Here is a 22,853-nt window from a genome sequence, read left to right as displayed (position 1 = left end):
AAAGATACGCGGAGAAAGAACAAAAATTGCACCGTGATGATCACCTTTTTGTATCATTTTATGATATATCTATAGACAACTATATCATAAAGTGATACATTAAAATTAATCATATACTGATATAGGAGGTGATCAGTTGAAAGCAAATGAGCAACTAACAGATTCGATGTTTTACATTATGGCAGCCTTAACAAAGCCTAGACATGGTTATGCCATCATGAATCTCATAGAAGAGCGATCACTCGGACAAATAACGATAGGGCCTGCTTCCATGTATACGATAATTAAAAAATTATTAAAGCAAGAATGGATTTATCTTCATGATGGCTCTAAAGCTAGACGGAAAACATATTTACTTACAGAGAAAGGAAAAGAAATCTTAAAGGCAGACATTCAGCTAAGAAAATTAATGATTAATCTTGCTGAAGAAGGATTAAAGGAGGCTGAAGAATGAGCAATACCAAGTATATGATGTCAGGTGGTTTAGCTTTTTCAGAAAATAAGGATATGGAAAAGCTACGAAAATTCTCTTTAAAAGGCTGGCATGTCAGCACTTTTGCTTTTATGGGATATAAACTGACAAAAGGAACATCTACTGATTATATTTATAGTGTCGATTATCAATTATTAGACACAGAAGAAAAGGAAGAATACGTTGACTTTTTCCATGCTTCTGGTTGGACACATGTTACATCAGAAGCAAACATGCACTTGTTTCGTGCATTACCTGGTACAAAACCTATTCACACTGAGCGCGAGACAGTAGCCGAAAAGCATGAGAACTCAGGAAAAATGTTAATACATGCAGCCATTTTACTTTGTTTTATGACTGCACTCTTTTGGCTTGGGTCATTGATAACTTCAGAAGGTTTACAAATAACTTTTATTGTCATAGCTATCATTCTCACTGCGATTACGATACCAACCGTTGGAACTATACTAACAACTTATCATAATAAGTGGAAAGCAGAAGGAAAAATAATTTTAGCTAGAATAGCCAAAAGCGTTGCTATCCTTTTTGTTATCACACCGTTATTCGTTATTTTATTGACAGCAAACAGCCCAAACAGTTTACTAAGGTTGTTCATTAGTATGGCTATCGGTGGTATTGCACTTCCAGTATTAATTTGGATTATTATGTCCCTATACTATAAGTTCTCTTACAAGGGGGAAAAGATATGAAAGCCTTTTTACAAGTTGACCATCTAAAGAAATCGTTTAAAAACACTACCATTCTTAAAGATATTTCATTTGACGTGAACAAAGGGGAAATCATGGCCATTCTTGGTCCTAATGGAGCGGGAAAATCCACGACTATTCGTAACATTATGGGGATTATCTACCCAGACGAGGGAAACATCACCTTCGAAGGAAAGCAGCAAATCCCACGTAATAAAGTTGGCTATTTGCCTGAAGAACGAGGCTTATATAAAAATGTACAAGTAATGGATATTCTTCTCTATTTAGCAGAGTTAAAAGATTATCCACGCAAAAAAGCGAGAGAACGGGCTCTTGCTTATTTGAAAAAATTTGGATTAGAAGGAAAGGAAAAGACTTCTGTGGAGGAATTATCGAAAGGAATGGGACAAAAAGTACAATTTATTGCTTCCATCATCCATGAACCAGCATTTTTGATTCTCGATGAACCTTTTTCCGGATTAGACCCAGTCAGTCAGGAGTTGTTTAAACAGGAAATAAGAGACTTAGCAGCAAACGGGACAGCCATTCTATTATCCTCTCATCAAATGAACCTAGTAGAAGAAATGTGTGATCGCCTGTTTCTCATCCATCGTGGGCAAAAAGTGATTTATGGCAAGATGGACGATGTAAAGCAAGAATACGCTAATTTCAAATGTACGATTAAAGGGACAAACAAACGGGAAGATGTAGAAGGTTTACCTGACGTTCAACGAGTTGAACAAAGAGATGATACTACTATCTTGTATTTAACGAAGGATATCCACATCGCTTCTTGGTTAAAGCAGCTACCAGACCAACTAGAAGTAAAAGAGTTATCCATTGACCGTATCTCCCTACACGAAATATTTATTGATATTGCGACAGATCAAAATATGTTAAATGAGGGGGAATATGAGCGTGCGTAATGCATTAAAGGTTGCCAAATGGGAAATAAAAAGGAATTTAAAAAACAAGTCATTCTTGATCGGATTATTTTTAACACCAGTCTTAATTATAGGTTTTATGCTAATTGTAAATCTTTTTGGAAGTTCAGAAGAAGAAGAGTCGGTAACACATGTGCTTGTGAATGACCAGCTTGATACGCTGAATGCACTGAAAGAAACAGCGGCTGCTTTAGAATTAAATCTAGAGCTGGAACCTGCAAATGATAATGCAGACGTGACGCCAGAAGCCATAAAAGAAAGGCAACATACAGCCTACATCACGCTTGATGATCATTCTTTAGCAAGCGGCGTCTTTTCTGTCTATACAAGTGAGGATATAAGTCCGTCTTTCATGGAGGAAATCCAAGCTTTAACTAATCCATTACAATCATTACAACTAAAGCAATTAGGTCTATCAGAAGAAGAATTAGTCACTATTTCAAACGGCATAGTATTCAAAGAAGCAGTAGTAGAGGAAGAAACAGGCGGTGTTTTTTCAAGTGAAGATTCGTTAAAACGGATCATACCAGGAATCTTTGGTGGAATTATCTTGTTATCCATTGTGTTCACTGGAATGTATACTTTCCAAAGTGCTTCTCAAGAAAAGAAAGACAAGGTTGCAGAAATTATCTTATCTTCGCTTACGCCAGGTGAACTGATGCAAGGAAAAATCATCGGTTACTTTGGACTTGGCATGGTGCAGTTAGTTGTATATATAGGATTAGGGATTCCGTACGCACTTTGGAAGCTTGATATTCCCTTATTCGAATATTTACTAGTACCTGAGCTTCTCTTATTTGTCATCATTGCTATATTAGGTTATTTTCTGTTTGCAGCAGTTTTCGTCGGGGTTGGGGCAACAATGGCGGATATGTCTTCATCAGGTAACTTCCAAGGGATGGTCATGATGCTTCCATTCCTCCCATTTATCTTTATTGGCCCTGTACTGAGTGAGCCAAGCGGCTTACTTGCCCAACTTGGATCATATATTCCTTTTACAGCGCCAGGAGTATTATTATTAAGACTATCTATGCTAGATACCTGGCCATGGATGGAAATTATGATTTCCTTAATTATTTTACTAGTAAGCATCTGGATCTTCATGAAACTTGCCGGTAAGATTTTTAAAACAGGCATATTAATGTACGGCAAAAATGCGACACCGAAGGAAATATGGAAGTGGATTCGTGCATAATCGCAAGAGATGAGGATTCGTTACAGCAATACTTCAATCGGTGGGAGTTTTGAACTCCCACTGATTATTTTAAGCATAGGAAATTAGCACGATGGAAAATGAATTAAAACAGGATACCTTGAAAAAGGGAGATTGTCAGAACTAATGTTACTAAGGAACCTCCAGCTGTTAATGTTACTATTTTTCGCCCGTTCTGTTTTTTCGAAGGCTTGATAAGTTCTTGGGACAGAGCGATCGATATCACTATAGCTGCCAGCGCAATAATAAAGAGAAAAGTACTACTCATTTGTATCCTCCTTCCATCCCTTGCTATTCAGTCCGTTTTTCATGATTTGGCTGATAAACGTAACAGTGGCAATGGTTCTCCTACCCTTCTTTTGTTTAACAATTCTCGACTATGATATAAGCTCTTTTTTACTTCCCGTATAGGAATATCTAATAATGAGCTAATGACTTCTACTGGTAATGAACAGACATGTGCCAAGCCTAGTATCATTCTATCTTTAGTGGATAGAACGCCAACTGCATTATTCACAAACGAACGAGCGATTTGCACATCCTGCATCCTGCTTGTTATTTTTTCTCTATCAGCAAGCAAAGATTCTTCCAAACAACTAATCAACTGTTGATAGAGAGAAAAGCAATCCATTTTTCGAATATTCCCTTTCTGATATAAAGCCACAAAGACTTTTCTTGTTATTTCCTCTGCTAAAGAGCGCTCATTGACAATTAGATAGCAACATCGATAGACCGTTGTTTGATGTTTTTTTAAGAAGGGCTTGAAAATAAACATATCTGTAAAAGAAAAGCGTAATGACTTCATCAACATTTTTATTCCTCCACAAATACTAGGTTCTCAGCGATTTCCACTAAATCTTCTTTCGTTAATTCTTCGTTATTTGCTAAGATAGAATAACGAATGCCTTCTTCATCCCACATAAGATTTTTAATAACATCGTCAATATAAATAGCCTTTACATCTCGGACCTCTAACTCTTTATCCGCAGCTAAATCGACAGGTAAATCCTCATCAGACACTTCAAAAGACGTTAAGATAAATTGTGAAACGCCATCTTTCGTAAACTCCTGATTTGCTTCTGTTCTATCGAAGCTGTCCATATCAAGTTTATCTATTTTCGCTAAATCATAATCTTCACTTGTCAAAACAGGTTGACCATACAGTTCAACTAATGCTGCTAATGTTGTTTCTTCCGGTGCATACTTATCATCAATCGGCTCTATGTTTACTCCATCAGGTATATCCATCGTAAAAGTTTCCTCATCGAAAGAAGGATTCATTTCTAATTCCGTAACGGTATATTCAACTGTCACATCACCTGACTTAGAAAGAGTCCTAATAACAAACCAATTTTCTTTATCAACCCAATACTCTTCCTCACCCCTAAGCATGTCATCTTCTTTCGGAATGGCTTTAATGTGATACGTGTCAAAACCGTTTATTTCTTCATCACCAACTGTCTCAATGTCATGTGTTTCTCTTATGTGCTTCAATGTATGTTCCATTTCTTCACGTGGAGATTGACCGATTAACGTATCATTTGGATCTAATGCATCCATTGTGAAAGCTTCATCCTGTAAACTAGAATACATCGTTATCGTTTTTCCATCATTTAACGTCATTGAGCTTTCGCCATTTGCTGTTTCTGAGATTGTTTTAATTCGATAATTCTCTTTGTCTGTCCATTGTTCCATAACTGAATCTTCTATTTTTTCTTCCCCTTTGGACACAATTAAATCGCTTTTCAGATAATACCCATTAATATCCTCACTAACTTCCACAGCCTTTGCTACAACTTGATCTGGTGAATACTGTCCAATCTCCTCCGCTGAACATGCTGCTAAAAGCAACCCGAAACTCACAATAATTATCATGCACCATTTATTTTTCATCTCATTCCATTCCTTTCTCTATTTGAAATGTCATTACAATAACAATCCCTCGGTGTTCTAATGACCACAGCTTCATTTCTCCCTGATGCTTCTCCGCAATTCGTTTGGCAATATTTAATCCTAAGCCTGTATTTTTCGTCTTATCAGATGTTCTTGCCTCTTCTCCTTGGAAAAACGGCATAAAAATCGATTCTTTATCCTGTATTCCTGGCCCCTCATTTTGTACGATAAGAATCCCTCTGTCTTCTCGAAATTGGTTGATGTCTTCTTTTGCTTCTGAAAAGACCCAATCAGGTAAATCTTGAGCGGTGCCTACTGCTGCAATCCCTATCATCCCACCTTGAGGGGTAAATCTTAAGGCGTTACTCATCAAATTATCCAAATACCGTACCATCTGTTGGTCGTTCATATAACATGTTCCAGCAATTTCATTCGTTTTTCGCAAATAAACATGATGCTTTCTAGCTAGTTCATCATAGCCTTCAAATAACATGTCGAAAAATTCCTCGGCATCAACATTCGCAAGTTCCATATCATATTGAGCTGATTGAAGCTTTGCATATAAGGTCAGATCTTCAATCATCCCTTTAATATGAGTGGACTTATTTTTCATGATTTGTAGATATTCTTTACGCTCTTCGTTCGTTAAACTGTTTTCATCTTGCAAAGCTTCGGCATATGCCTGAAGAGAAGTCAATGGTGTTTTTATATCATGCGAAAAGGAGGCCATCATTAATTGCTTCTCTTCTTGCTCTTGTTTCGTTTGAAGTTGAGCCGCCTTAATTTCCTCTTGCATTTGTTCAAAATGCTCCATCAGTTGTCCAATTTCATCCTTCTTCTTATCTTGAAAATAAATTGGTTTCTGTGTCGAGGAAAAGAGGGACATACCTTTCATCAATTTATTTAATGGGCGATTTAACTTTCGGTTTACGATCACTATCACTACTATATAAACCATTAAAAAGAGAGAGAATAAGACGATAACCATGATATTTCGTCTGTTTTGTACACCGTCCACCCATTCCGATCGGTCCACACTCACTTCATAAATTCCCACAATTTGATCATCTTGATAAACGGGCTTTTTGACGGTTAATGAATCATAGGACAAATCGTACTGATAGAGACTTTTAAATAGATTGGGGCGATCGACTGGATCCAGCGTTAGTTTTTCCGCATCTGTTTGATAAATAAGCAATCCGTCATGACGATAAAGCGTAATATTAATATCTGGTGCTTCCACCTCTCTTGATAATTGCTCACCCACATCGCTATTAGAACTGTACTGGTAAAGCGTAGGTGACTGTAACGCTTCTTCGATCGATTCAATTCGCTCATATAATTCAAATGTATCTGTGAGTTCTTTGGATTGATTCCACTCTTGAACTAAGATAAAAAAGCCATATGCGGCAGCTAGCGGCAATAACATCACAATTAAATAAGAAATGATTAACCATGTACGAATTTTCATAGCATTTGTTCTCCGATAAATCGATAACCAGTCCCCCAAATGGTTTCAATCCATTTTGGGTCTTTCATTCGCTCTCCAAGTTTATTTCTCAAACTTTTGATATGAACATTAATCGTGTTGTTTCCAACTCCCTCCACTTCACCCCAGACATGTTGATATAACTCAGATTTCGCAAAGGTTCTATTAGGATGCTGAACAAATAATTGCAACAAAGCAAATTCTTTTGATGTTAGCGAAATTTCTGTACCATCAATGCTTACATGTCGTTGCTCCATGTTAAGTACAAGCCCATTGTTAAAATTTAACTGACTAGATTGTGGTGCAATCCCCTGATAACGGTGATATCTCCTCAAATGAGATTTCACTCGTGCCATCAATTCCGTTAGGCTAAAAGGCTTTGTAATATAATCGTCTGCACCTAGATCAAGTCCCTTTATCTTTGCTTCTTCTTCTAGCTTTGCACTAATGATTAGCAGTGGAATATCACTATTCAGGCGAATATTTTTACAAAGTTGAAAACCATCCATCTCTGGGAGCATAAGGTCAACAAGTACTAAATCGTACCTTTTTTGATTAAAATCCTCCCAACCTTCTTTTCCGGTTGACGCCCAGGTGACATCCATACCGTGCCGAAGAAGATGATCTCTACAAATTCTAGCAATCTCTTTATCATCTTCTACAAGTAAAATAGAAACCATGGTAACTACCCCTCTCACACTATTGATTGTAAAACAATTTTCAGCTATGATTGAACATTTAATAATTATTTTATAATTATGGAGCATGAAGACGAGCTCCTTTTCTTCTATTACTCCATGGTTAAGTTTAGCATTAAGCTACCTTATTCCACCAAATTTTCTGTATTCAAAAGGATGGAATTTGTCATCCATATACTTTCGCTTTATTAGCAACATTAATTTTAGCTGATTGGGGATAATGCTCCTCACCATAAACACATAATTGTTTTCATTCCACACAAAATAATGGTACAAGTTGACGTATATAGTAATCCGCTTTACTCTAAAGAGAGACATACGAATTGAAGCAATCAAAGGAGCATAAAGCATGAATAAAACACAATCATTAAGTGAAGTATTACCTGAGCTGAAACCTTTTCTACAAACCGCTTGGAATAAATCCGGGTTTGAAAAACTAACAGCCATTCAACGACATACAGCCCATTTAATAACGGAAGGAAAAGATATTATTGCGGAGGCACCAACAGGTAGCGGGAAAACACTAGCTTACCTATTACCACTCTTGCAACAAATCGACCCAACACTAAAAAATACGCAAGTGGTAATCTTAGCCTCATCCCATGAACTAGTGATGCAAATACATCAACAAGTTCAGGAGTGGTCAAAAGATAGTGGAATTGGAAGTACGACACTGATTGGTGGAGCAAACGTAAAACGCCAAATTGAAAAGTTGAAAAAGAAACCACAAATCGTCATTGGCACACCAGGAAGAATGAGCGAGCTAATCAATCAGAAAAAATTAAAAATGCATCAAGTAAAAACGATTGTATTAGATGAAGCAGATCAACTATTAGTACCCGAACATCTAGCTACTATCGAAAAAATCGTAAAAAGCACCTTGAGTGACAGACAAATGCTTGTCTTTTCCGCAACTTTACCTGAGACTACTCAAGCAAAAGCAGCAGAAATGATGGACAGTCCAGAAGTAATTCAAGTAGGTACAGAAGACGATGAGCGACCAAATGTGGAGTATATGTATCTTGTTTGTGAAGCGCGGGATAAAATTGAACTACTTCGAAAACTCGTGCGTAATCATGACATCAAAGCGCTCGTATTCGTTAAAGATATTTCAACCCTTTCCGTACTAGCAGAAAAACTCGACTACATGGGCATCCATGTAGAAGTTTTACACAGTGATTCTACAAAACAAGAGCGTGCGAAAGCAATGAAAGAATTCCGCGAAGGAAAAGCTGAACTATTACTAGCTTCAGATGTGGCAGCAAGAGGATTAGATATTCCTGATTTATCACATGTCATTCATATGGACTTACCTAAAGAAACAACCCAATTTGTTCATCGCTCTGGAAGAACAGGACGATTAGGGGCTACATCAGGAACCGTTGTATCGATTGTCACAGACAGTGAGGAGCGACAATTACAGAAGTTTGGTCGCCAGTTAGATCTAACTATTTCTAAGAAAAAACTATATAAAGGGGAATTAGTTGATTCGGAATGATTCTATTAAAACCTGCTTTCTTCGCGAGATACTTATCTCGCGAAGAGAAGCAATATCTAGCGAAGAATTCTTTATTCGTGGAAGTCTTCTCGCCTATTGATGATAAAAAAGAGAAATGCCTATACATTAAATAACCCGTAGCAATCACTACGGGTTGTTTTCACATAAAAATTGAAGATGGAGATTCCCGAGAACATCTGTGCAAGCCCAAACGTTAGAGAAGCTAATAGTATAATTACCTAAACAATTACATTAGTAAATAAAGGTAACACAACTCCACCCTAGTATAATAACTCATCTTCTTTGAAATAAGAGAATGATGCCCACGCTTCTTTTAAAATGGTACTACATTTAATACCTCATTAGTATACTTGGAAAGAGCTAATTGAACATCTCTTTCCATTCCAGGCTTCAGACTAAGATCACCTTCATGAATAATGACCAAATCACTTAATACTGTTTCCATTAGTATATTAAAACCAGCATCAGCCATCATCTCTGCAATGGCGAATAGCTCACGTTCGGCATACAAAGTGGATGTCTTGCTAAAAACAAGTGTCCTCAAAACAGTTTGTTGATCCTCTTTAAAAGTATAAGCATGGCAAAGCTCAACCAATGGTATCTGACGATTTTCATCATATCTGTCTTTTCCAATCGAACAACAAAAAGTAAAAAACTCATTGTGCTCTTTAAAGATTTTCTTACGAATTAAATCTTTATAAAATGGAAGGTATTCTTTACGAACTTTTACACGTAGAGAAGCAGTTTCACTCATCTTACACACCTCCTACTAGTTGTTGTTCAACGATCTGTGTTACACCTGGTTCTGTACTGACTAATTTATAATACTTGCCTAGTTGTCTCTGCTCTTCAAACAGTGATTGTTCTTCTCTCCCAAACTCACGGTCTGTTACGAGCAGAATCCATTGTGAACATACATTTGGGATAAAGCTTAACAAGTTATGTTGGTGCTTGCCTGATAAGCGTCCAAACGGTGTATCCATAAATAACGGCATCTCTAATACTTGATCTCCACCAGCTACTTGCGCTAAAGCTGTGATAAAACTCAGAGATAATACTTGTCTTTGTCCCTGTGAGATATTTGCTAAGAATGGATGGTCATAGGTATTTAATACTTCCAGTGAATAATCACCTTGAACCTTAACCTTTTTAATATTCATTTGACCACTCTCATCTAGCAAATACGACAAATTCTGAGTCGATAAGATTTCAAGTTCAGAAGTAACCTCTTGTTCGAATTCCTTTATAAGCTCATCAAGTACTGCAATTGATTTATCCAATGCCTCTTGTTTTTCCACCAGCTGCAAGTGAACTCCGCTTTTTGCTTTTAAATCTCGGAGAATTAACTCGACTTGTGACCTTTTAGATTGAAGTTCTTCCATTTCGTCTTCATTTGTTTGAAGTTCCATGTTAGCTTTCGTTCTTGATTCAATAAGCGATTGCCTTTTTTGATTAAGTTGATCTAAATCTTCAATTTTGGTCTCTTTTAATCGGTTATTTAAACGATCCAGTTTAACCTTTACATCTTCCACTTCTTGTTGCTCTCGTTCATATTGGTGGATGAGATACTGAAGTTGTGCTTCTTTGTCATCGAGTATGCCAATTAGTTTCATAATACTTGCCTTCAATTCAAAGTAATCTGCTTTTTCTGTTTGATACCCGGCAACTTTGCGTAAACTTTCCAGAGATTTATATTCAGCCGATCCTTCAGTGAAAGCTGTTCCACAGATACATGTTAAATCATGAAGTAGCTTGTCTAGCAAATCTAAACTGGCATTTGCCTCATCCAACTTGTCACCAATAATCATTTCCACTTGGGCTTTCACAGCATATAACGTATCCTTAGCAAGCATAAATGGAAGGAATGAGTTAAATTCTTGTAGACGTTGAAAAGCGTGTTCCGCTTCTTGCTCCTCTCTATTTAACTGGTCTTCAAGCTGACGGCGTTTATCAATATCCGAAAGTTTGCCTTTAAAACTTTCTAATTTTCTATCAATCTCATTAATCTCATACTCATTTTGGCTAATAAATTTCCGTATCTTTTCTTTGTTCCATCTTATTTTTTCAATAGAATCATCAAAGTTAACTTTTTCTTGCAGCTTTTTCTGATAATCACCAGTGGATGTTTTTTGCAGCTCTTTCGTTACCTGTTTTTGTAGAAGGACAAGAACTTCCTTTGCTTTTAACAGATGGTCTATTTTTAGCAGGTTTTTAATACCTGTTGAGATTTCGTTGCGTTGCTCTACAGTCGCACGAGTTAGTCGCTCAATTCGCTCACCATCAAAGAAAAAGTAGTTCTTCACTCTTGAATCGAGAATGTTATCCATCCATAGGCTAATCTCTGTTTCATCTTCTATTACGTATCCTGTCGTTTTGTTCAAAAGCTTCACACGTTGAACACGTTCAATAATCTCCCCGTTATCTTCTTGGATCGAGTAGAGTACTCGCTCCATCAAATAATCTTCATTCTCGTGATTAAATTCAATAGTAATACTAGCCTCGACACCTTTTTTCTCAGATTGGTAGTCTTCTTGAAGAGCTTTTGTATTAGTTAAAATAAGGTCAGAATCATCAGAATCCTGCTCTAACCTCATTTCACCAAACAAGCCAAAAATGACAGCACGATAAATTCCTGTTTTACCGCGCCCATTTTCTCCTAAAATAACCGTCACAAGCTCTTCGTTCTCACCTTGGCTAAAGGTAATGGACTGTGTTCCATAATATTGACGGAAATGTTGAAGAGTTAAAGTTTGAATAATCATTTCCAGGATCCCTTCTTATTAGTTTCCTTTAACAATTGATCAATTTGACGATCCACCTTCTTTGCTAATGCTTCGGTGGAAAGATTTCGTTGATTAACCGTATTAATTGTTGCTAATACAATATCCCTTGTCACTTCATCCTTATCTTGCAAAAAGTTTTGCACCTTATCTTGTAAATAAGTCAGCTCTTGCATTTATTAGTCCTCCGTCCCCAATAGTGAAGTTGAGATCATTTCATCTCCAACTAGTTTGATTGATGTTTTATTGTCCTCAATCTCTTTCCATGTTTCAGCAAGAATGTCCCCATCACTTGTATAGTGGTTTTGCTGAAGCACTTTGCCGATCTCATTTATTTTGGCTGCACCGTTGAACTCTTCCCTTAGTATATAAACAAGGAAATCTGTATTTGAGTTTAATTCTTGCTGTTCTTTTAATGTAAAGATTCGATGCATAGAACCTAATGTTTGAAACAAATCATCGCGTCGAACGCAATCAATTAACAAATCTTCTGTCCAAGGAAGGTCATTCTTTAATTCTGGCAATAAATCTAAATCAATCATTGACGATAAAACGTATGGTTTGTTTTCCTGCTTTATTAAAGAATGTTTGATTACCTTGCGAACTTGTTCTGCTTTTTCCTCGTTCCAACCAATTACCTCTGAGTGGACATATTCTCCAAATTGCCCTCTAGTATAATAAAATATTTGGTCACTGCTCGATATTACTAGGTCAGCCGTATTAATCCGCCCACCAACATCTTGAACAAGCCAATCAACTAATTCTTCACGTGACACTTCCCGATTTTGGTCAAGAAGGTAACCTTCAACAATGGATTTCATCGTAGGATTGTCTTCCTCCGCTCCATGAGCTAAAATGTGCGGAAATCTAGGGAAAACATAGTCCTCGTGGAAGTGCTTTTTCAGTAGGTAGTAAAGCACATATGCCGAGTAGATGCCCAGACCCTTACAATACGATTCATTTTCAGCATACAAACCACGAATTTGAACAAATGGAATCTGCTTCATTTTTTTGCCTAATTTCTCACTAATAGCTAGTAAACTTTCCTTCGAAATATCGTTAAAGAATTCGAGTAACGTGTAGGATTGATGCGAATCTGGGATTACTTCCTCAAGCTGTGATAAATTCAATTGTAGTGTAAATGGCTTCCAGCCAATGGTTTCAACAAACTCATGATAAATATCCGCTGTTGATACAGATACCCCTCTTCTTCGTATATAGTCAATAATACGTTCACCATTATATTTAAAATCTTCATCCGCACGAGTTATGCGGGGGTATTTATTGAAGCTTATTCCTTCGATAGGGGAATGTTTTCTCAATAATTCATATAGCGCATATTCGGTAGGTACCTTTGCTGTTAGTAATTCATTCTCATACTGCTGATATACTCTGCCTACTGTTAAATAACCCCTTTCTTCTATCCAACTCTCAATATAAGTTGATATTGTTGAAAGAAGTTCATAAGGAATTTGGACAAACTTCTTATGAATATAAGTGCCTCGCCCCCATAAATAGGCATCTTCAAATTCATCTCTACCTATTATAGCTGCGAAATCTCGGTGAGAATTAAAGGTTCCGGGAATAATAGAATTGCCTCTCTCACAGAGTTCATCCGCATTTTTATATACTTCTGCCCCATTAGGATAATCTTGCAGAACAATGCCAGCAAGGTCCGCTTTTGTAGACTCGCTAAGAATGAAAAATTCCCTATATTTCATTAGACGGCTATTTACCTCATGCTCTGCAATGATTGGTGGACAATCGCATGATTGAATAAATTCTTTCACTTCCTCAGCCGTTACAAGCTTCCCTTTCCATTCATCTTGGAGCCTTTTCTGCACCATTTGTTCTATTTCTATAAGTTGCTCTCTAGAAAGATTGGTTAGTAATTTGTCTTCATGAATTAATCTAACATCATGTAGCAATAAACATTCCTTTATTATGTAATGAGAAAAAATGTTGCTATCTAAATAATCATTTTTGATCACTTTCGTCCTATTTACCTGTTCAGTGATTATCTTAATCCAGTCAGCTCCACTATGAGAAAGCCTTTCAAGCATTTTGCGGATAATTTGACGGACACGTTCCCTTGTTAAATTATAAGTTTGGCCCAATTCTTCCAGTGTTAAATGTGATCCCTTCAACGATTCCTCGTAACGTTTAGTTATGATATCAATCCAACGATCCTGAATTTTGTGAAGCTTCTTTTGCTCATCATCACTTATAATCGTCTCGATTCTCTCAACAAATTGATTAAAGAAAAACACACACTTTTCTTCCTCTGTCATATCGTTTAGTTCCTGAATATAAGCATGTCTCTCTTCAAAATTCTGAGCCTCAGACTTTAATGCATAGAAAAACTTCTCTACTCGTGCATTCCCAACTCTAGGCGCTTCATTTAACTCTATAAGGTTATATGGTAATTCTCCATAGGTTTTTATACCTTTTGATGAAAAATAATTCAATAGTGGTTGAAACGATTGTAAATATGCACCACTGATAGTTTGCTTTTGAAAGTCTTCACTGAATTCAAGGACTTCCCCTTGAAAAGAAACTCCGGTTCCTTGCGGTCGTTCCACTTCTTCGATTTCCGATTCTTTTACTACTTCTTTTAACAGGTCCCAAAACTTTTTGACTGCTCCTGGGCCAACACCTTGAAATTGGGTATGAATACCATCCAGGACATCAGGAAGCTGACCAATGGTTTGATAGTTATGTTCCTGAAGCTGTCTCACTAAATGATTGCAACCAGGGAAATCCTCGATTTTAAGTGGTTTATCTAGTTTGGCTAAAGGTATTACTAGTACTTCTTGCTTACATAAAAGCTTTTTTCCCTCCACTACCTCTTCTTCGATAACTGTTTCTATAGTCGGAACATTATCTTCTTCTACTACATGTTCAACACATTTATCTAAAATTAGCAATAGCTCATCTTCATAATCTTTAAAAAGCCATTTCAATGAGGAGATGGGGAAATGGTGTAGATCGGATAACACTGAAATTCCAAACTTGGATAGAATGGAACGGAAATGAGCAGGAAATATGTCATGAAACATATCCTTCTCCAATCGATTCACCACTAAAAACCCTTCCTCAGGATTCATCTGATAGGAAGTTAACTTAGCTAGGGAACCGTTAATTTGCACACCAAATAGTGCAAGGTGTAACAACACATTAAAAAACTCGTCTCTGGATGATTTATAATAATCTCGCAGATTATTTAATGTGATATCTTGTAAACTATCCGCCTTATAGTTTTCCAAAAAAATCTTTAACGAACCTTTATATGTAGTAACATTTAGTAAATGAACAGGAACATGTAACTCCGTATCATTTAGTGGAGAATATTCAATTGAATCTACTCTATTAAAGACCTTCACTTCTTTATTGTTTTTAACAGGCTCTTTCGATTCTTCTACTACTACCTCTTCTAGTTCGGTACTATCATCTTTCTTTTGAATAAATAATTCATCGGTTGTCTTGTTCAATAGAAACCATGCTGGACGATTTTTAGTAGCTTTACCACCTTTTTTTGAAAAACGGAAGTAGATCTTTTCCTCTTTCAGTGGGAATAACACTTTATTCAATTCCCAACCACCAATTACCCAAAAAGCACCTTTCTTACTACGTTTATCAATTACTTCATACCCTAACTGAGTGAGGTAATCTGGTAAAGCTATTTTCTGATTAACCGGCTTTGCTGCTTTTTCTATCTTTTGGACTTCAGCATCCTGTTGCACAGATGTTGTGGCAGCCACTTCTTTATTAACGTTAGTTAACTGTTGTTTCACAAGCTCCATCATTGAATCAAACTTGTCCCCCAACATTTTGCCAACACTTTCTTCTATGACAGATTCAATTTCGGATGTATTGATGGTTGGATTTGTGTTCACTTGAGGTAATTCATATTTAGGAGGTTTAAAACCTAAATCACCGTAAACTTCCATATACCACACCGTAATATCATACAAATAACGATGTGCTTGAAGCGAGGATTCAATCTTCACTGTAGAAGGTTCATGTGCAGCTTCATTTCCCATTTTACGCAACCAATCAAATCGCTCATAAACTTCCTCTACTATAAAACCATTACGAAGCAGCTTACGTATACGTTCATTCTGCTTTACATCATAAACCTCTTGAATATTTTCTTTTTCATTCACTAATTTTGTAAGGTTTTCCGCAAACATTCTCGCTTTTATAAGAACAGCATGTGGGTCTGAATATACTTTATCTTCAATCTCTGGACCCAGCTCTGCTAACTTTTGATCAATTTTTTTCCAAAAGCTAAAAAGTCCTTCTTTCAATTTGTTCACCTCTTACTTTTTATAGATATAATTATTGTAACAAAAAAACAGAAAGAATTTTGTTGAAATTTGTTGAATTCTACTGATATTTATTGCACTTAAGTACTTCGATTAGTTCAGCACTATGTTTAGCAACAAGAAATTGTCATAAAGGTTAAACTAATGTAAAATGCTTAATAGAAAGAGGGTAAATACTATGCCTACGATTAATTATGGTACAACTATTATTCATTATTGCCATTATAAACAAACGAGAAAAGACGTTAAAATATCCATTGATCTTGTTAATGGTGTCGAAGTATACACACCAGAAAACCTTGATGAATCAAAGTTAATTCCAATCATCCAGAATAAAGCACCATGGATTTCTCAAAAGCTCCAAGACCTGGACGAAGTTAATACAACCGTTCGCCCCAAGGAGTTCATTAGTGGTGAGAAACTTCCTTATTTAGGTCGTCAATATCGGCTTAAAGTATATAAAGAGTCTGTACCAAATGTTTCATTTCAATTTAAGCAAGGACGTTTTATTGCTATCGTTCCTAGAGGTTGGTCCCAAGAACAACTTCAATATCGACTCGAGAATAAATTGATTGCATGGTACCGACAACATGGACTGAAAAAGATAAACGAACGAGCAAATGAATATCAATCCATGTTAGGAGTGAAACCTCGTTCTTTACAGTTAAAAACCCAACATAAACGATGGGGAACTTGTACCCCCAATGGTGACATTTATCTTAATTGGCGAATCGTGATGGCGCCCTTGCGAGTGATTGATTACATTATCGTTCATGAATTAGTACACTTAATTGTGCCTGAACATAACGAGAAATTTTGGCGATTAGTCAGAACAACGCTTCCTCACTATAAGGAAGCTAAAGAATGGTTACGAGTTCATGGTGTGGAATTACACTGTATAGGCTGACTTTATTAACACATACATTCCACGTTCCATATGACAAAAGGCATAACACCTATTACCGATGTTATGCCTCTAGTATAGATTTGTTAAGCTTTATAATGTACCTCACCTAGTTCCATTAGTTGCCTAGCCACTTGTTCCACTTGTTTACTAGGAACGGAGCTTGCTCTAAGTTGTTTCTTCAGTTTCTTTCTCATTTCCCGTCTCACGTCTTCTTTTTCTACCCAATCTATCACTGCATTGTCTTGAATAATGTCTGTGATGATCTCCGTTAAATCTTTTAAACTTTCTGATTCCATTTCAACCGGAATTTGCTGTTCTAGTAACTGGTAAAACGGTAACTGTTTAGCATCCTTTAGTCCAAACGATTGACTTTCTTGTTCCATACCCATCATTTCTTCTCTGATAGCATGGTATTCTTCCAATAGTTCTTCAATCGTTAACTGTCGTGCCTTGCGTTGTTCGATTAGTTGTTCCAGCCGTTCTCTTAGTGAAGTATATTTGACTGGATTCTCATCTAACTTAATTCTTATCTCATGCTTAATCGCATGCTCCATTTCAGCAGCTTTCGCCTCAGGACTTTTCAACTCATCTAACTTCTCATCAAATTTATCTGTGAGTATATTTACCGGCTCAAAGAGAATCTCAGGTGTTGATGCGTAAACATATTCTTCAATAAGTTCACGTACTTTTCCACCACAATCAGATATATCCATCGTGCCATCATCAACGTAGTAACGAGACTTCGCTAACTTCCGCACTTTTCCTAACCATTTTAAATCATCCACATAGGCTTTAGCTTTAGGACTTGGCATGATCATATCCATACTTTCGGAAAACTTCTTGAACGACGTATCGAATGTATTGCGAATGTCATCTGGCTCTAACACTTTCAAACAAGCTTCTAAATCGCTCTTATTAATATAATCAAAGAATTGCATTACTCTGCGATGGCGTGCTTGCAATCTTGGGATTTCCTCATCCACATGATGCATTGCCCCTTTAATATCTTCTTCATGAAAGATACCTAGTGCTTCTTCTAAAAAACGAGATACACCATAATAATCAACAATTAATCCGTGTGTCTTTTTATCATAAGTTCGGTTTGTTCTAGCAATAGCTTGTAGTAGATTATGTTCCTTCAAAGGTTTGTCTAAGTACATAACCTGTTCAATTGGCGCATCAAAACCTGTTAAGAGCTTATCACATACAATTAAAAAGGCTAATTTGTCTTCAGCTAAAGGCTTCTTAAAGCGTTTGATGAGTTCTTTTTCTTCCGTTCTTGATAGGCCATACTGTTTCATTTCTTCCGAATCATTATGCCCACTGGAAATAATGACTGCTGATTCATAGTCGCTAAGTTCGTCGATCATTTTCTTATAGGCGACAGCTGCCTGACGAGTTACAGTAACAATTTGTGCTTTAAACCCATTTGGCTGGATATGACGCTCATAGTGCTCAATCATATCCAGAACAACGGTTTTAAGCCTTTTAGGTGATGCTGTTAACGCTTCTTCTGTCACATACTTTTGTTTAATTCGTTCTTTGTCTTCATCAGAATAATCTCGGAAGAAACGATCAAATAATGTATCAATGGTTTCCCCTTGGACATGTAAATCAACCAATCGCGCTTCATAAAAGATAGGAACAGTCGCTCCATCTTGTACCGCTTTTTCAATAGGATATTTATCAATATATGTACCAAACGTACGCACGGTACTTTTGTCTTCTTTATCAATCGGCGTCCCAGTAAAACCTATATATGTAGCATTTGGCAAACCAACACGCATATTCATTGCTAATGAACTATACTGGGAACGGTGCGACTCATCAACTAATACGATGACATTATTTGAATCTGTTAGTAAGGGATATTCCTCATTTTCTTCTGCTTGGAATTTCTGTACTAAGGTCATTACGGTAGAGCCTGGACCTTGTTGCAGTAACTTTTGGAGTTCCTCTACGGACTCCGCTTGTTTCGGATTCGGAAATCCACATCGTTTAAAGGTAGCAGTTATTTGCGTATCTAAGTCTTGTCTATCCGTCACAACAACTATTACTGGGTTTTCTAGCTGTTGCAAACGTCGTAATTTCATTGATAAAAAGACCATCGATAATGATTTACCTGACCCTTGTGTTGCCCATACAACCCCACCACGAGTTTGTGGGTCTTCACCGATTAGGATTCGTTCTACTGCTTTATTGACAGCTCTATATTGCTGGTAACGAGCCATTTTCTTAATCACTCGACTGTCTTCTGGTTCATAAACGATAAAGTTTAAAATGATATCCAAGAGTCTCTCTTTATCTAGTATCCCTGTTGTTAAAATATCTTGGGCTGTTGGGTTCTCACCAATTTCCTGAACAGATAAAGGATACGGTTCTTTCCACTCACTATAGTGTTGTACTTTTGCACCAATCGTACCGACTTTTGCACGATCATTACTTGTTGCAATGGCGAATTGATTGTAATAAAAGAGCGCTTCGTTTTCTTGTTGGTAACGACGTAACTGCTTGACCCCTTGTCCGATTTGTTCATCAGGTGGTAAAGCAGGGCTCTTACATTCAATCACGACTAATGGCAGTCCATTGACATACAACATAATATCAGGACGAATCGTGTCATTCGCATGGGTATAACTGAATTGATTCGTGATGACGAAGTCGTTGTTGTCAATATTATCGAAATCAATTAGCTTCACCGTTTGGTTCTTTCTGCCACTGCCAACATCTTGTTGAACGGATAGTTGGTTAATTAATAATTCATGAAAATGTTGATTTGCCTCCATGAGACTTGTTGCTTCCATATGTGTAAGGCTACGAACAACTTTGTTTAGGTTATTTTCATTAATCCATGGATTCAAGCGCTGAATGGCAGCTTGAAGGCGGCCTTTTAAAACAACCTCTGTTTGAGAAGAGCGTTCGTTGTCCAGTTCCGAACCATGAATGTACATGTAGCCTAGCTTCTGAAGTTGGTCCATCATTCGATTTTCCACTAACGCCTCTTCATTCCAAGCTTGGGTCTCACTCATGATGGAACCTCCTCTTTTTCATTGATTTTAACACGAGTTTTGCCTGTTAATAGTTGTTGCATAAGGCCTTGTTTTATACTCACCAACTTATTCAATTTATTATTTTCATTGAGAAGCTTATCATCCATATTCCATAAAGTATTAACTATCTTTATCTGTTCTTCCATAGAAGGTATAGCTACTAATAACGGAAATAGGTTTTTCTGACTAATACCTTTTGCAGTTGTGCCCGTTGAAAATCTATTTATAAGACTTTGAAAAGAAGGGGACATTAAATAATATCTTAAATAATCTTTTAGGATGAATTCTTTAGGTCTAATTGCTACAACTCTTTGGCTTAAAATATATTTTTTATTATCAGGTACTTGTGCAACATTACCTAAAGGAGCTTCCATAGTAAAGAGTATGTCTCCCTGTTCTAGTTCAGATTTAGACATCCATCTTTGATAAAGTTCCTCGGAACCCGTGTAACATTCCTCTTCAAAATCTATATGCCCCATTTTGACATTGTTTGCTGATAAAGCTGGTATATTCCCATTACCCCAATTCATACCTAATTTTTTAGGTGTTCGACCTCTGTAATCAAAAAATTCGTGAAAGCAGTCATCGAATCTAATAACGTCCCAACTACTTGGAAGTATACCAATCTTTGTTTTCTTAAACTTAGTATGCCCAATCCCCTTCGTCAACAACTGTTGCATTAATCCTTTTTTCACCGTCTCTGTTTGTTCGATGATTTGTTCTGTTTTTTCTATTGCTTCATCGACGGATGAGAGGATTGCTGCAATTTTTTGTTGTTCTTTTTTGCAAGGTACAGGCACTTCTACTTTAAGCAATTCATTCTTAGAAATATTATATCTTGTTGAACCTTGCGCTAGAGGAAATACTGTTTTTCGGAAGTGATCCGCTCTAAAATAGTATGCATAGAAATCTGGCAATGTTTTATTAACGTCATTAAATCTGTAGCCAAAGCAAAAGCTATTTAAGTATAAATTATCTATTTCACAAGCCATAACACTACTAATAGCTACTTCATCAGGTGTTTCTGATGAACCTGTGAATAAAACATCACCTTTTTCTACGGCATTTTGGTTTTCAGTTGACTTAACGTGTACAGATGCTAAATCCTGCTTATCTACAAAGTAGTTTCTATTAATATTTCTGTAAGTTACAAATGATGCATTACCATTTTCGTCAAAATCTTTTTTGGATTTACTTTTCAAACCAGAATAACTAAAACCCAATTCAATTAATTTTTCCACTTTCCAATCAGTTGGAAACATATTACTCACCATACCCCAACTCCTTCAAATACCCATACATCTTATCTTCTATTTCATCACGTTCTTGCTCTAACTTTTTCAAATCGTTAAATGCTGCTTGAACGTCTATTTCTTCTTCCTCTTCTGTTGTATCGATGTATCGGGCAATGTTTAAGTTGTAGTCATTTTCCTCAATTTCTTCTAGGTCAACCACTCGACAATATTTCTCTTGGTCTTCCCATGCATCATAGGATTGAACAATTTTATCTATATCTTCGTTTCTCAGGATGTTTTGATTCTTGCCTTCCTGATAGTCATTGGAACCATCTAATATAAAAACTTTACCTTTTTGATTATCAGCTTTATTTCGATTCAAGATTAGGATACAAGCTGGAATACTTGCTCCATAGAAAAGATTCGCTGGCATTCCGATAATAGCTTCCACTAAATCTTCTTTTATCAACCCTTCACGAATTTTCCCTTCTGCACCACCACGGAATAACACACCATGTGGCATTACTATACCAGCTTTCCCTTCGTGGTTTAGCGTAGATACCATGTGTTGAACAAACCCATAGTCTCCAGCATTCTTAGGCGGAATACCAAAACGGAACCGTCCATATTCATCGGCTTCTGCTTCTTCTCTGCCCCAGTTTTTTAATGAAAAAGGTGGATTCGCAATGACACGGTCATATAAAAGAAGTTCTTTATCATCACCTAAAAGTTTAGGTTCACGTATCGTATCCCCACGTTCAATTCTGTGGTCACTTAACCCATGTAAAAGTAGATTCATTTTACCAATTGCCCAAGTATTTAAGTTTCTCTCTTGACCATGCAACGTTAAATTGCGTGGATCCCCACCTTGTGATTTAATGTAATCTACTGATTGTACAAGCATACCTCCAGAACCAGCCGTTGGGTCACATACCCGCATTCCTTCTTCAGGTTTAATCAAGTTAACTATCAGTTCCACGACTTTTGTAGGTGTATAGAATTCGCCACCTTTTTTTCCAGCATCATCAGCGAACTGCTTAATTAAATATTCATAAGCACGGCCTAACATGTCTGGTTCCGATAGATTACCATTACTTAAATCAATCGATGAGAAATGTTGTACAAGCTGCATCAATAACTTATCAGGTAATTTATCTTTGTCATTGAAATCAATATTAGCTAACACACCAGCTAATGATGGATTTTCCTCTTCTAATGCTTCAAAAGCCTTGTTAATGGTATTACCGATATCTTGTGTTTGAATTTGAATATGAGTCCAACGAGCTCGCTCTGGCACAAAGAATTGATGTTCGTCACGGTCATACCAACCATAATCATCGTTTTCTTCTCGTTCTATTTCTTTCGCAGTTTCGATAAAAACATCACTTAATCGTTTTAAAAATAATAAACCGAATATGTAATTTTTATAATCAGAGGAATCAATACTTCCTCGTAAGATATTAGCTGATTCCCACAAATGTGATTCTAATTGTTGCAAAGTTAGTTTTGACATTGCTTTACCTCCGTATGTTTCTTTTTACCTATATTATAAATATATCAAATTTAGGGCGGAATAGATAGAACCTACACTAAATTACCAATTCATCCCTTTTTTTGC

18 protein-coding genes are annotated in these 22,853 nt (G+C 36.7%); 6 read left to right on the top strand and 12 right to left on the bottom strand.

The genetic code is table 11. The features are described from left to right. Window positions 1–136: 136 nt before the first annotated feature. Genes SH601_RS15140 through SH601_RS15125 form a run of 4 tightly spaced genes read left to right on the top strand, consistent with a single transcriptional unit; the run spans window position 137 to window position 3,318 of the window. Window positions 137–454, top strand: coding sequence for a PadR family transcriptional regulator (locus tag SH601_RS15140; protein ID WP_319959168.1), 318 nt, complete (start codon window positions 137–139; stop codon window positions 452–454). After that, a complete protein-coding gene (locus tag SH601_RS15135; protein WP_319959167.1) occupies window positions 451–1,182 on the top strand; it encodes a DUF2812 domain-containing protein in 732 nt (243 codons plus the stop codon). The genes SH601_RS15140 and SH601_RS15135 overlap by 4 nt, the downstream gene beginning before the upstream one ends. After that, window positions 1,179–2,105: an ABC transporter ATP-binding protein gene (locus SH601_RS15130; RefSeq protein WP_319959166.1), complete on the top strand. Its 927-nt coding sequence runs from the start codon at window positions 1,179–1,181 to the stop codon at window positions 2,103–2,105. The genes SH601_RS15135 and SH601_RS15130 overlap by 4 nt, the downstream gene beginning before the upstream one ends. After that, window positions 2,098–3,318, top strand: coding sequence for an ABC transporter permease (locus SH601_RS15125; protein WP_319959165.1), 1,221 nt, complete (start codon window positions 2,098–2,100; stop codon window positions 3,316–3,318). The genes SH601_RS15130 and SH601_RS15125 overlap by 8 nt, the downstream gene beginning before the upstream one ends. Window positions 3,319–3,421: 103 nt before the next feature. Here the strand turns inward: SH601_RS15125 and SH601_RS15120 are convergent, their stop codons facing one another. From SH601_RS15120 to SH601_RS15100, 5 genes are read right to left on the bottom strand one after another with little or no spacing between them, the layout of a single operon-like run. Continuing rightward, complete coding sequence (locus SH601_RS15120; RefSeq protein ID WP_319959164.1) at window positions 3,422–3,604, bottom strand: hypothetical protein; 183 nt, start codon at window positions 3,602–3,604, stop codon at window positions 3,422–3,424. Between the two features lie 39 nt (window positions 3,605–3,643). Beyond that, on the bottom strand, window positions 3,644–4,147 hold the full coding sequence (locus tag SH601_RS15115) for an RNA polymerase sigma factor (RefSeq protein WP_319959163.1): 504 nt from the start codon (window positions 4,145–4,147) through the stop codon (window positions 3,644–3,646). Between the two features lie 2 nt (window positions 4,148–4,149). After that, window positions 4,150–5,229 (bottom strand): LolA family protein, encoded by a 1,080-nt coding sequence (locus SH601_RS15110; RefSeq protein WP_319959162.1) that lies wholly within the window; start codon window positions 5,227–5,229, stop codon window positions 4,150–4,152. 1 nt (window position 5,230) lies between these two features. After that, on the bottom strand, window positions 5,231–6,700 hold the full coding sequence (locus tag SH601_RS15105) for a HAMP domain-containing sensor histidine kinase (protein ID WP_319959161.1): 1,470 nt from the start codon (window positions 6,698–6,700) through the stop codon (window positions 5,231–5,233). Continuing rightward, window positions 6,697–7,398: a response regulator transcription factor gene (locus tag SH601_RS15100; protein WP_319959160.1), complete on the bottom strand. Its 702-nt coding sequence runs from the start codon at window positions 7,396–7,398 to the stop codon at window positions 6,697–6,699. Before SH601_RS15100 ends, SH601_RS15105 begins: the two co-directional genes overlap by 4 nt. A gap of 367 nt (window positions 7,399–7,765) precedes the next feature. On the opposite strand from SH601_RS15100, the gene SH601_RS15095 reads away from it, so the two are divergent. Next, window positions 7,766–8,914 carry a DEAD/DEAH box helicase gene (locus SH601_RS15095; protein WP_319959159.1) on the top strand — a complete coding sequence of 383 codons (1,149 nt, stop codon included), beginning with the start codon at window positions 7,766–7,768 and terminating at the stop codon, window positions 8,912–8,914. Between the two features lie 334 nt (window positions 8,915–9,248). Here SH601_RS15095 and SH601_RS15090 read toward each other — a convergent pair whose 3' ends face one another. The 4 genes from SH601_RS15090 to SH601_RS15075 are packed head-to-tail and all read right to left on the bottom strand — an operon-like array spanning window position 9,249 to window position 16,025. Beyond that, window positions 9,249–9,689, bottom strand: coding sequence for a hypothetical protein (locus tag SH601_RS15090; RefSeq protein ID WP_319959158.1), 441 nt, complete (start codon window positions 9,687–9,689; stop codon window positions 9,249–9,251). A 1-nt stretch (window position 9,690) separates the two neighbouring features. Further along, complete coding sequence (locus SH601_RS15085; protein ID WP_319959157.1) at window positions 9,691–11,697, bottom strand: DNA sulfur modification protein DndD; 2,007 nt, start codon at window positions 11,695–11,697, stop codon at window positions 9,691–9,693. Further along, window positions 11,694–11,891 (bottom strand): hypothetical protein, encoded by a 198-nt coding sequence (locus SH601_RS15080; RefSeq protein WP_319959156.1) that lies wholly within the window; start codon window positions 11,889–11,891, stop codon window positions 11,694–11,696. Before SH601_RS15080 ends, SH601_RS15085 begins: the two co-directional genes overlap by 4 nt. Window positions 11,892–11,894: 3 nt before the next feature. Next, entirely contained in the window at window positions 11,895–16,025 is a 4,131-nt protein-coding gene (locus SH601_RS15075; RefSeq protein WP_319959155.1) for a sigma factor-like helix-turn-helix DNA-binding protein, read from the bottom strand. A 196-nt stretch (window positions 16,026–16,221) separates the two neighbouring features. Between SH601_RS15075 and SH601_RS15070 the strand changes: the two genes are divergently transcribed. Continuing rightward, complete coding sequence (locus tag SH601_RS15070) at window positions 16,222–16,950, top strand: M48 family metallopeptidase (protein WP_319959154.1); 729 nt, start codon at window positions 16,222–16,224, stop codon at window positions 16,948–16,950. 83 nt (window positions 16,951–17,033) lie between these two features. Here the strand turns inward: SH601_RS15070 and SH601_RS15065 are convergent, their stop codons facing one another. The 3 genes from SH601_RS15065 to SH601_RS15055 are packed head-to-tail and all read right to left on the bottom strand — an operon-like array spanning window position 17,034 to window position 22,748. Beyond that, the gene (locus SH601_RS15065) at window positions 17,034–19,979 is read right to left on the bottom strand and encodes a type I restriction endonuclease subunit R (RefSeq protein WP_319959153.1); all 2,946 of its coding nucleotides are present in this window, start codon (window positions 19,977–19,979) and stop codon (window positions 17,034–17,036) included. Further along, window positions 19,976–21,274, bottom strand: a complete 1,299-nt coding sequence (locus SH601_RS15060; RefSeq protein WP_319959152.1) for a restriction endonuclease subunit S — start codon at window positions 21,272–21,274, stop codon at window positions 19,976–19,978. Before SH601_RS15060 ends, SH601_RS15065 begins: the two co-directional genes overlap by 4 nt. Then, complete coding sequence (locus SH601_RS15055) at window positions 21,264–22,748, bottom strand: type I restriction-modification system subunit M (protein WP_319959151.1); 1,485 nt, start codon at window positions 22,746–22,748, stop codon at window positions 21,264–21,266. The genes SH601_RS15060 and SH601_RS15055 overlap by 11 nt, the downstream gene beginning before the upstream one ends. Window positions 22,749–22,853 lie beyond the last annotated feature (105 nt).

It is taken from the genome of Gracilibacillus pellucidus (genome assembly GCF_033949965.1).
Taxonomy (GTDB): Bacteria; Bacillota; Bacilli; order Bacillales; family Amphibacillaceae; genus Gracilibacillus; species Gracilibacillus pellucidus.
Note: the sequence above shows the minus strand (reverse complement) of the source record. Positions and strands in the feature narration are given on the sequence as shown.

Coding starts and splice junctions, on each gene's coding strand:
- SH601_RS15135 (WP_319959167.1), top strand. CDS start 451: ATGAGCAATACCAAGTATATGATGTCAGGTGGTTTAGCTTTTTCAGAA.
- SH601_RS15130 (WP_319959166.1), top strand. CDS start 1,179: ATGAAAGCCTTTTTACAAGTTGACCATCTAAAGAAATCGTTTAAAAAC.
- SH601_RS15120 (WP_319959164.1), bottom strand. CDS start 3,604: ATGAGTAGTACTTTTCTCTTTATTATTGCGCTGGCAGCTATAGTGATA.
- SH601_RS15115 (WP_319959163.1), bottom strand. CDS start 4,147: ATGTTGATGAAGTCATTACGCTTTTCTTTTACAGATATGTTTATTTTC.
- SH601_RS15110 (WP_319959162.1), bottom strand. CDS start 5,229: ATGAAAAATAAATGGTGCATGATAATTATTGTGAGTTTCGGGTTGCTT.
- SH601_RS15105 (WP_319959161.1), bottom strand. CDS start 6,700: ATGAAAATTCGTACATGGTTAATCATTTCTTATTTAATTGTGATGTTA.
- SH601_RS15100 (WP_319959160.1), bottom strand. CDS start 7,398: ATGGTTTCTATTTTACTTGTAGAAGATGATAAAGAGATTGCTAGAATT.
- SH601_RS15095 (WP_319959159.1), top strand. CDS start 7,766: ATGAATAAAACACAATCATTAAGTGAAGTATTACCTGAGCTGAAACCT.
- SH601_RS15090 (WP_319959158.1), bottom strand. CDS start 9,689: ATGAGTGAAACTGCTTCTCTACGTGTAAAAGTTCGTAAAGAATACCTT.
- SH601_RS15085 (WP_319959157.1), bottom strand. CDS start 11,697: ATGATTATTCAAACTTTAACTCTTCAACATTTCCGTCAATATTATGGA.
- SH601_RS15080 (WP_319959156.1), bottom strand. CDS start 11,891: ATGCAAGAGCTGACTTATTTACAAGATAAGGTGCAAAACTTTTTGCAA.
- SH601_RS15070 (WP_319959154.1), top strand. CDS start 16,222: ATGCCTACGATTAATTATGGTACAACTATTATTCATTATTGCCATTAT.
- SH601_RS15065 (WP_319959153.1), bottom strand. CDS start 19,979: ATGAGTGAGACCCAAGCTTGGAATGAAGAGGCGTTAGTGGAAAATCGA.
- SH601_RS15060 (WP_319959152.1), bottom strand. CDS start 21,274: ATGGTGAGTAATATGTTTCCAACTGATTGGAAAGTGGAAAAATTAATT.
- SH601_RS15055 (WP_319959151.1), bottom strand. CDS start 22,748: ATGTCAAAACTAACTTTGCAACAATTAGAATCACATTTGTGGGAATCA.